This is a genomic window from Psychromonas sp. (genome assembly GCF_983033635.1).
Window position 1 is genome coordinate 1 of sequence record NZ_CEZLMY010000085.1, and the last position, 9,163, is coordinate 9,163.

General features: G+C 40.7%; 11 protein-coding genes and 2 pseudogenes. 2 read left to right on the forward strand and 11 right to left on the reverse strand.

What is annotated here, in order from left to right:
- The 10 genes and pseudogenes from AC4GME_RS11670 to cydP all read right to left on the reverse strand — a co-directional run.
- Window positions 1–714: pseudogene (locus tag AC4GME_RS11670) on the reverse strand (Tol-Pal system beta propeller repeat protein TolB); the annotation flags it as partial.
- Window positions 715–726: 12 nt separating this feature from the next.
- The gene (gene tolA / locus AC4GME_RS11675; RefSeq protein ID WP_490378273.1) at window positions 727–1,686 is read right to left on the reverse strand and encodes a cell envelope integrity protein TolA; all 960 of its coding nucleotides are present in this window, start codon (window positions 1,684–1,686) and stop codon (window positions 727–729) included.
- A complete protein-coding gene (gene tolR / locus AC4GME_RS11680; RefSeq protein WP_490378274.1) occupies window positions 1,686–2,117 on the reverse strand; it encodes a protein TolR in 432 nt (143 codons plus the stop codon). Before tolR ends, tolA begins: the two co-directional genes overlap by 1 nt.
- Before the next feature lie 5 nt (window positions 2,118–2,122).
- The gene (tolQ, locus tag AC4GME_RS11685; RefSeq protein ID WP_490378275.1) at window positions 2,123–2,806 is read right to left on the reverse strand and encodes a protein TolQ; all 684 of its coding nucleotides are present in this window, start codon (window positions 2,804–2,806) and stop codon (window positions 2,123–2,125) included.
- The gene (gene ybgC / locus AC4GME_RS11690; protein WP_490379429.1) at window positions 2,796–3,200 is read right to left on the reverse strand and encodes a tol-pal system-associated acyl-CoA thioesterase; all 405 of its coding nucleotides are present in this window, start codon (window positions 3,198–3,200) and stop codon (window positions 2,796–2,798) included. The genes tolQ and ybgC overlap by 11 nt, the downstream gene beginning before the upstream one ends.
- Window positions 3,201–3,343: 143 nt before the next feature.
- Window positions 3,344–3,643, reverse strand: a complete 300-nt coding sequence (locus AC4GME_RS11695; RefSeq protein ID WP_490378547.1) for a cyd operon YbgE family protein — start codon at window positions 3,641–3,643, stop codon at window positions 3,344–3,346.
- On the reverse strand, window positions 3,633–3,761 hold the full coding sequence (cydX, locus tag AC4GME_RS11700; RefSeq protein ID WP_490378546.1) for a cytochrome bd-I oxidase subunit CydX: 129 nt from the start codon (window positions 3,759–3,761) through the stop codon (window positions 3,633–3,635). Before cydX ends, AC4GME_RS11695 begins: the two co-directional genes overlap by 11 nt.
- A 19-nt stretch (window positions 3,762–3,780) precedes the next feature.
- On the reverse strand, window positions 3,781–4,920 hold the full coding sequence (cydB, locus tag AC4GME_RS11705) for a cytochrome d ubiquinol oxidase subunit II (protein ID WP_490378545.1): 1,140 nt from the start codon (window positions 4,918–4,920) through the stop codon (window positions 3,781–3,783).
- 2 nt (window positions 4,921–4,922) lie between these two features.
- Window positions 4,923–6,488 carry a cytochrome ubiquinol oxidase subunit I gene (locus tag AC4GME_RS11710; protein WP_490378544.1) on the reverse strand — a complete coding sequence of 522 codons (1,566 nt, stop codon included), beginning with the start codon at window positions 6,486–6,488 and terminating at the stop codon, window positions 4,923–4,925.
- Between the two features lie 70 nt (window positions 6,489–6,558).
- Window positions 6,559–6,765, reverse strand: coding sequence for a cytochrome oxidase putative small subunit CydP (gene cydP / locus AC4GME_RS11715; RefSeq protein WP_490379430.1), 207 nt, complete (start codon window positions 6,763–6,765; stop codon window positions 6,559–6,561).
- A gap of 369 nt (window positions 6,766–7,134) precedes the next feature.
- On the opposite strand from cydP, the gene AC4GME_RS11720 reads away from it, so the two are divergent.
- Window positions 7,135–8,208, forward strand: coding sequence for an ABC transporter substrate-binding protein (locus AC4GME_RS11720; RefSeq protein WP_490379431.1), 1,074 nt, complete (start codon window positions 7,135–7,137; stop codon window positions 8,206–8,208).
- Here the strand turns inward: AC4GME_RS11720 and AC4GME_RS11725 are convergent.
- A pseudogene (locus tag AC4GME_RS11725) lies at window positions 8,209–8,424 on the reverse strand (Holliday junction DNA helicase RuvB C-terminal domain-containing protein); the annotation flags it as partial.
- 113 nt (window positions 8,425–8,537) lie between these two features.
- Here AC4GME_RS11725 and AC4GME_RS11730 point away from each other — a divergent pair.
- Window positions 8,538–9,163, forward strand: a 626-nt coding sequence (locus tag AC4GME_RS11730; protein ID WP_490379432.1) for a substrate-binding domain-containing protein, incomplete at its 3' end; no start/stop codon positions are given.

The window sequence follows — 9,163 nt, forward strand, 5'->3', positions numbered from 1 at the left end:
ATATAAATCTTGTATATAGATTTGTGAGCGACGTTTTTCAAAACTTACATAGGCAAGTTTACGCCCGTCAGGAGACCATGCTGGTGACATAATTGGCTGCTTTGAACGCAAAATAGTTTTTTCACCATAACCATCATAATCCGAAATACGCAGCTGATAAGGGTGTTCGCTGTTACGATCCACTGCTACATAAGCGAGGCGGGTTAAAAATGCACCTTTCACGCCGGTTAATTTCTCATAAACAACATCACTAATTTGGTGTGCATACTGACGCAATTTAGCTGTTTTCACTGTGCTGCGACGTTTATCTAAAACAGGGCTGTATTCAGCCAGATCGACATTGCCTTTAACAACATCTAATAACTCATAAGTGATAATAAATTTGCCCGCCTCTTCGGCTGGCTTTATTTCCCCCATTACAATCACCTCAACACCCATTTTATGCCACAAAGCATAATCAATATTGCTGCTATTGGAGGGGGTCTTAGCCATTTTATCAATCGGTATTGGACTGAATTGGCCGCTACGCTGCAGATCCGCCGAAATTCTTTCTGAGATATTTTCAGGTTTTTTGCCTGCACCAGACCACTTAAAAGGAATAACAGCGATTGGGCGGCCGCTATTGATTCCGCCAGTAATCAATATTTCTAAGCGGGCAGAGGCCTGCGCTGAAATAATAAGCATTGACAATGATAATAACAAACGTAATAACATAGGTGATTTTCCTTATAAATCAGGATCTAAGGTAACATTGATATCACGAAATTGTGATGCAATGTCAGGATCTTCAGGCATCGAAAATGAATGCGCTTTTAATGTGGCACGTTTAGCTGAATCACAAACTTTAAGATCACCACTAACTCGGTTAACACTCAATACAAATCCATCAGGTGCCAAACGAATTGCCAGCGTACAACTTTTACCTTTCATAGCTGGAGCAGTAATCCAATTATTCTTAATTTTACTCTTAATTAATTCTGTATAACGCGTAATTTCAATCTGCTGTTTAGAGCTTTGCGCACTGGAAAACTCATCAGCAAATTCCGCTTCCATCTGCTTATCAAGTTCAGCCTGGCGTAAACGCTCTTTTTCAGCAGCGGCTTTACGTTTCGTTTCCTTTTCCGCTTTGAGCCTGGCTTCTTTGAGCGCTTTTGCTTTAGCAGCTTTTTCCGCTTGAACTCGTTCAGCCTCTTTTTTCTTACGTTTTTCCTGTGCATTTTTCTCAGCCTTTACACGCTCAGCTTCTTTCTTTTTACGCTTAGCATCTGCAAGTTTTTTTGCTTTATCCGCTTCCTGTTTGGCTTTTAACTTCTTGGCTGCTAATAATTTTTCAGCTTGAATGCGTTCAACTTCTCTCTTTTTACGTAATACTTGTGCTTTCTCAGCTTTAATACGGTCAGACTCGATTTTCTTACGTTTTTCTTCTGCACGTTTTTTCTCGCGTTTAATACGCTCTTTCTCTTTACGAGCCTGCTCTATTTTTCTTTTTTCGGCTAACGTTTTTTCGTTTTTACGTTGTGCTAAATCATCAAACATTTTCTGACTCACCAATGAGGCGTTAATGATTGGCGTTTTAGGTTTTTCCTTGGGCAGGGAAAAATCGATATTCATCAGTAATACACCACCAATAATAAGGTGCAGTGCAACTGCGGTAATAAATGCGATTACTGTTGAACTGTTTTTCATTATTCTTCTGGCTCAGTCATTAAACCAAGTGATGGTACGCCCGCTTCCTGTAATAAAACCATTAAATCGATAACACGTTTATAAGAAACATCCCCATCACCTTTTACCACAAATTGTGCATTGCTATCTAAAGCTAACTGCGCACTGACTAATGCACTCATCTCATGAGCATCAAGCGGGGTTTCAACACTTTCACCGACATTTAAATAATAACGTCCCTGTTTATCGATAGAAGCGATCAAAGGCGGTTTACTGTCATCGGGCAAAGGCTGTGCAACGGCCTGCGGCAAATCAACTTTTACCCCCTGCGTTACCAGCGGTGCGGTGACCATAAAAATAATCAGCAGCACCAACATAACATCGATATAAGGAACAACGTTAATTTCTGCAACAACGCGACGTCTTTTGGGACTACGATATGAATACTGCATACGCCCTACTCACTTTCGGTCATAGATTGACGGTGTAAAATTGAGGTAAACTCTTCCATCAAGTTAATATAAGCCGTTTCCAGTTTGCCAACTTGGGTTGAAAAACGGTTGTAAGCCATTACCGCAGGAATAGCGGCAAATAGCCCCATCGCAGTGGCAATCAATGCTTCCGCGATCCCTGGTGCAACCATAGTTAAAGTTGCCTGCTGCACTTCACCTAAAGCAATAAATGAATTCATGATCCCCCAAACCGTACCGAACAGACCGATATAAGGGCTGATCGAACCAATCGTCGCTAAAGAGGGGAGGCCAGTTTCTAAGTCATCAATCTCGCGTGATAAAGTGACACGCATCATACGATGTGCACCTTCAGTGACACTATCAGCGTTACGCCCCGGAATACGGTGCAGACGCGAGTACTCTTTAAAACCGCTATAAAATATTTTCTCTCCGCCAACAATACGTTCACTGCGCGCGGCTGTTTCTTTATATAGACGACTTAAATCATGCCCTGACCAGAAACGCTCTTCAAAATGTGCCAAGGAGTTTTTTGCGGCATTAAGCATTCTTGAACGAGAAAAAATCAATGTCCATGAATAAATAGACATTCCTAACAATAGCAGCATTACAAATTTAACAAGCCAACTTGCTTGTAAAAACAGACTTATAAAAGACATATCAGCTTGCACTGGACATTACCTCAAGTATTTCAGCTGGAATAGCTGTGGGTTTCATTTTCTGCAGATTTACACAGGCGATTAGAGTCGTTGCTTGGCAAAGAAGTTCCCCGCTTTCATCTATAATTTCCTGCTTAAAGAGCAAACTTGCTTTGCGAAAAGAGACAACTTCTGTTTTAACGGTAATAAGTTGGTTAAATCGTGCTGATTTAACACAATCCATTTCCACTTTTTTTACCACAAATGCAATATTTTTTTCCAATAAAATATCTTGTTCGATATTAAATTCACGTAAAAACTCAGTGCGTGCGCGCTCAAAAAACTTCAAATAATTTGCATAATAAACGACACCACCGGCATCCGTATCTTCATAATATATTCGTACTGCTAATGTTGAAATTAACACACTGTTTTTCCATAGATAAAAATTTGTTATAAGCTACTATAATTGCGTTTTATTGTCGACTAAAGAGTCTGTATTTGTAGCCGCCGCCTACAAAAAAGGGGCGATTAGCAGCCCCTTTTTATTAGTCATTTATAGTGATTTGATTATACAAACATCCTGGCGATGAAAGTAAACAAAATGAACCATGCAAAATAGGGAGAAAAAATAACTCTCCACAAGAAAAATCGAGGTTCAAAACCTATACCATGCACAAACGCTGCGCTTAATGCGATCATTAAAATAGTTAAATAACCATGATCTAATGAAGCAGTGCTGTCTGCGATATGATTTGGATTGACCAGTAATAAACCGCTTAACAGTAACGCTAACAAGATAGAAATAAAACGTGTTAACGCATATGAAAACGGTTTATGGATTAAATCAAGCAGATCATTAATCTTCATCGTTTTCAGCTTGCTGTACATCTTTTTCATTGGTTTCGAGCTGTTCTAACCACAAACCATTAATGATGCCAAATGAACAGGCTAACAAAATGCCTAATATCCACGCAAAATACCACATAGAACTCTCCTAAATTAAATTAATATGCTGAATGTTTATATTTCGCCATAAATTCTTTACCTAAACGACCGAACATTTTCAGGTAACACCAAGTGGTATAAAGCAGAATAATAGGCAGGAAAATAGCAGCAGCTATGGTCATAATATTAAGTGTTTTTTCACTTGAAACAGCATCCCAAACTGTAAAGCTAAAGTTAGGATCAATGCTTGATGGTAAAATAAACGGGAACATACTGAATGCACAGGTTAATAACACTCCCGCCTGGGTAACACTGCTGCAGAAAAATGCAAAACCACTACGATTATATTTGCTGGCAATCCAGGTCAATAGCGGGAATAACAAGCCCACTGCTGGCGCAATCATAGTCAGTGGATATTTATCGTAATTTGCTAACCATGCACCTGGCTGTAGCTCTGCTGTTTTTAATAACGGGTTCGCCGGGCCACTGAGATCACCAATTGAAGTGATCACATAACCATCAATACCGTTTGCAATCCACACACCCGCTAATGCAAACAAAATCACCGCAAGCGGCGCACAAATCAGTGACACTAAACGTGCTCGCTGACGCAGTGCTCCTTCTGTTTTCATCTGCAGCCAGGTTGAGCCTTGTAAAACAAACAGGCTTAAGCTGAACACACCGACTAATAAAGCAAACGGGTTAAGCAGATCCAAAAATCCGCCCTGGTATTGCGAACGCAGGAAATCATCCAGTATAAACGGCACGCCCTGTAATAAATTACCAAAAGCCACACCGAAAATAACCGGCGGAACAACACCGCCTACAAAAAGGCCCCAGTCCCAGCTGTTTCTCCAGCGCGGATCTTCGATTTTACTGCGGTAATCAAAACCAACCGGGCGGAAAAACAGTGCAAACAGAGTCAGCATCATCGCCACATAAAAACCGGAGAACGCGGTTGCATAAACGGCAGGCCAGGCCGCAAAAATCGCACCGGCACCGGTAACTAACCAAACCTGATTACCATCCCAATGCGGCGCAATACTGTTGATCATAAGACGGCGTTCATCATCAGTTTTACCAATAACCGGGATCAGTGCCCCCACCCCCATATCAAAACCATCAGTGATAACAAAACCAATCAGTAACACACCGATTAGTAACCACCACAACATTTTTAACGTTTCGTAATCAAACATAATCAGCCCTGCCCTTGTATATTTTCTAATTGTTCGAAGTGATATTTACCCGTTTTTAAACTGCTTGGACCTAAACGCGCAAAACGAAACATCAGGAACATTTCAATCACCAATAACACAGTATAAAAAGCTGCAATTGAGATAATACTAAACAAAACCTTGTCACTTGAAACCGAAGATACGCCCATATGGGTCGGCAGGATTTCTGCGATAGCCCAAGGCTGACGGCCGTATTCCGCAACAAACCAGCCCGCTTCCATGGCAATCCAGGGTAACGGCAGACTGTACAGACAAATTTTATGGAAGAGTTTATTTTTTCCGATACGACTGCGCGCTGACTGATAAAACGCAAACAGGAAAATAAACAACATGACCATACCTGCGCCGACCATCACCCGGAATGACCAGAACATCGGAGCAACCCCCGGAATGCTGTCATCTACAGCCATCTGAATTTGCTCTTCGCTTGCATCAACCACATCCGGCGCATATTTTTTGAGCAGAAGACCGTAACCTAAGTCGACCTTTACCTCTTCAAAGGCTGCAATATTCTGCTCTGATTTATCACCTGAACGTAATTTCTGTAACAGGCCATAAGCTACCATACCGTTACGAATACGCAGTTCATGCTCAGCCATCAAATCTTTAAGACCAATCACTTGTTCATCAATTGAACGAGTGGCGATAATACCCAATGCATAGGGAATTTTTATTGCGTAATCGGTACGTTGCTCTTCTTGATTAGGAAGACCTATCAAGGTAAAGGCAGCTGGTGCAGGATGTGTTTCCCACTCAGATTCAATAGCCGCAAGTTTAACTTTTTGCACATCGCCGACTTCATAACCACTTTCATCACCTAATACGATAGTTGATAAAATACCGGCGGTACCGAACGCGGCCGCAATCGCAAAAGAGCGTTTAGCAAAAGCTGTATCTCGCCCTTTAAGCAGGTAATATGAACTGATCGCCAGTACAAACATCGCCCCGGTAACATAACCGGATGCCACCGTATGCACGAACTTAACTTGTGCAACTGGATTAAATACAAGATCAGCAAAGCTGGTCATTTCCATACGCATAGTTTCGTAGTTAAATTCCGCACCAACCGGATTCTGCATCCAGCCATTTGCAATTAGAATCCATAAAGCAGACATACTTGAGCCAAGCGCCACTAAGCAGGTAGAAGCCAGATGCTGCAGTTTAGTTAATCTGTCCCAACCGAAGAAGAACAGGCCAACAAAAGTTGATTCTAAGAAAAACGCCATCATGCCTTCAATTGCTAAAGGTGCACCAAATACATCTCCCACATAATGCGAGTAATAAGCCCAGTTTGTACCAAACTGGAACTCCATGGTCAGCCCCGTAGTAACACCTAGCGCAAAGTTAATACCGAATAACTTACCCCAGAATTTGGTCATATCTTTGTAAATTTCTTTTTTGGTCATCACATACAGTGATTCCATAATCACCAATATCCATGCCAGACCAAGCGTTAGCGGCACAAATAAAAAGTGATACATGGCTGTCATTGCAAATTGAAAGCGCGACAGATCGACTATTTCATCCATTGTTTTCTCCTAAAGTTAAAAATTTTTTAAACTGTTAAAACGTTTTATTATTATTATTATTTTGGCAAGGTTATTGTAGTAATTGCTCTGTTGCCTGCGTTTTTTCTATCGTAGAGATCTCACCAAACAGATGATCCTCATTAAAAGACACGGGATTAGAAAAGTAGAAATGTTTAATAGTAAAAATAATAATCACTTTAATGATTAAAATAAGTGCGATTTCACGAATTAAAGGAATCGAAAAAATTCCCTGCTGTGGTAACCATTTTTTAAACATTGTCAGCTCCAGAACATAAAACAAACGAACTTGTTAAGTTAATGTTAAAAACAGCGAGATACAACATCGCGATTTAACAACTATATAACAGCAATGACTTACAATTAATATGCGATTATTTATACTTAGAAACTTGATTTGGATCAAGTTTTATATAGAGGTTTTTTCTGCAAAAAAAAAACAAAGGCTGCAAACATCGCTCAATAAAATAAACAAACAAATATAGCTCGCAAAATTTCGAAGACCTTAGCATTCAATATTGTTAAAAACCCCAATTACTGTACATTAAAAAAAACTAATATATGATTTCGATATAAAGGATTGATAGCCATCAAATATTTTTTAGTAAGCGCTTTCTTACTCCTGGGTTTGATTAATTCCACCGCGGTTAGCGCGCAGCCGCTGCACTTTGCACTACTTTCAGCACGAGATTCTCAAGATGCTTTCTGGGGACCCGTCGAAGATTTTGCACAGCAGGCTGCCAAACAATTAGATATAAAACTTTCTATTCTTTACACAAAAAATTCGAAAAGAAATATGTTTAATTTGCTCGCAAAAGCAAAAGAGCTCAATGTTGATGCCGTCATCTTGCCCAACTTTGGACAGGTCGCACTGCAACTGGTGAAAGAAGCAGAACAACAACAGACCCCAGTCTTATTATTCAATTCCGGTTTCACAGGGAATAACAAACAACTAGCGGGTAAACCGCAGCAGAAGTTTAAGTATTGGCTCGCCAGCCTGCTGCCGGACGATCACCAAGCGGGATATCTGTTAGGCAAACATTTAATAGAGCAAGCTCGGCAGAAAAACTTCGCTGATAAAAATGGCACGGTACAGATCATTGCTATTAACGGCTCGATTGCAGATACCCCTGCGCGACACCGTTTAGCCGGTTTGCAAAGAGCAATCAAAGAAGATGGTAACAGCAATTTATTACGCAGTGTTCATGCTTACTGGCTGCAGAAAACGGCATACTATAAAGCCTTTCGTCTATCACAGCGTTATCCCGATGCAAAAGTCTACTGGACGGCGAGCGATATAATGGCGATAGGCGTTGAGCAGGCCTTAACTGAGCATGGCTTAATACAAGGTAAAGATTATCTGACCGGCGGCGTTGACTGGTCTCAACAGGGGTTAGTTGCCGTCAAACAGGGGCAAATTAGTACCTCAGCCGGAGGACACTTTATGGATGCGGCATGGGCGGTGATCATGTTATATGATCATTTTAACGGATCCCCCCTTAGCGCAGACTCTTTTTACCAATTTCAATCGCCAATGTCATTAATTACTTCCGCAGATATCGATCTGTTACTACCCTATCTAGAGTCGCATAATTGGCAAGATATCAATTTCCGTTTACGCTCAAAAGCGTTGAATAAACAGTTAAAAGAGTATGATTTCTCGCCGGCATCTGTATTAGAGGAGCTGCGCAAAGCGCAATAATTATTGCGCCGGTTTATCAAAACCAAAATGCAGATAAGTTCGATTGGTAGCGATCTGCCCTCTTGGGGTGCGTTGTAAGAAACCCTGCTGAATCAGATACGGCTCTAATAGATCTTCAATCGTCTATTTCTCTTCACCGATGGCAGCCGCTAAACTATCTAAACTTACAGGTCCGCCTTGGAAAGTATCTAAAATTGCCATCAAGGGTTTTCTATCTCAACTGTTAAATAAATTAATTAAGCTCTTCCTCTTGAGGGTTGTTAAATACTCGAATCAACTCTACAATTTTTAAATCAGGGTTAATAATTCCAGTATCAAGGGAGCTAAACATGAAACATTTTTTGCTTAGCTTATGCCTGTTCTTAAATTTTTTTATTGCCACCGCGGTTAGCGCGCAGCCGTTACACTTTGCATTAATTTTAGATGCTGATTCTCAAGATCCATTCTGGAGACCCGTCGAAGATTTTGCACAGCATGCTGCCGAGCAACTGAACGTAGAGCTAACCGTTCTTTATGCACAAAGCTTGAAAAGAAATCATATTAAGCTGTTTAGCAAAGCTCGAAAACAAAATGTTGATGCCGTTATCATTTCCAATCAAGGACAGATCGCACTTAAATTAATCAAAGAAGCAGAGCTTCACCAGCTGCCGATATTTCTATTTAATTCCGATATCACTCCTAAAAACAAAAAATCAGCCGGTAACCCTCAGCAGAAATTTCAATACTGGCTCGCCAGCCTGATACCTGATGATCATCAGGCGGGATACTTATTAGGTAAATACTTAATCAAGCAGGCGAGGCAGAACAACTTAACTGATAAAAACGGGACAGTTCAGATCGTTGCAATTAACGGCTCATTTTTAGAAACCCCTTCTGAATTTCGTTTAGCCGGTTTACAAAGAGCAATTGCAGAAGATGGTGACAGCAATTTATTACGCAGCGTTTATGCTTACTG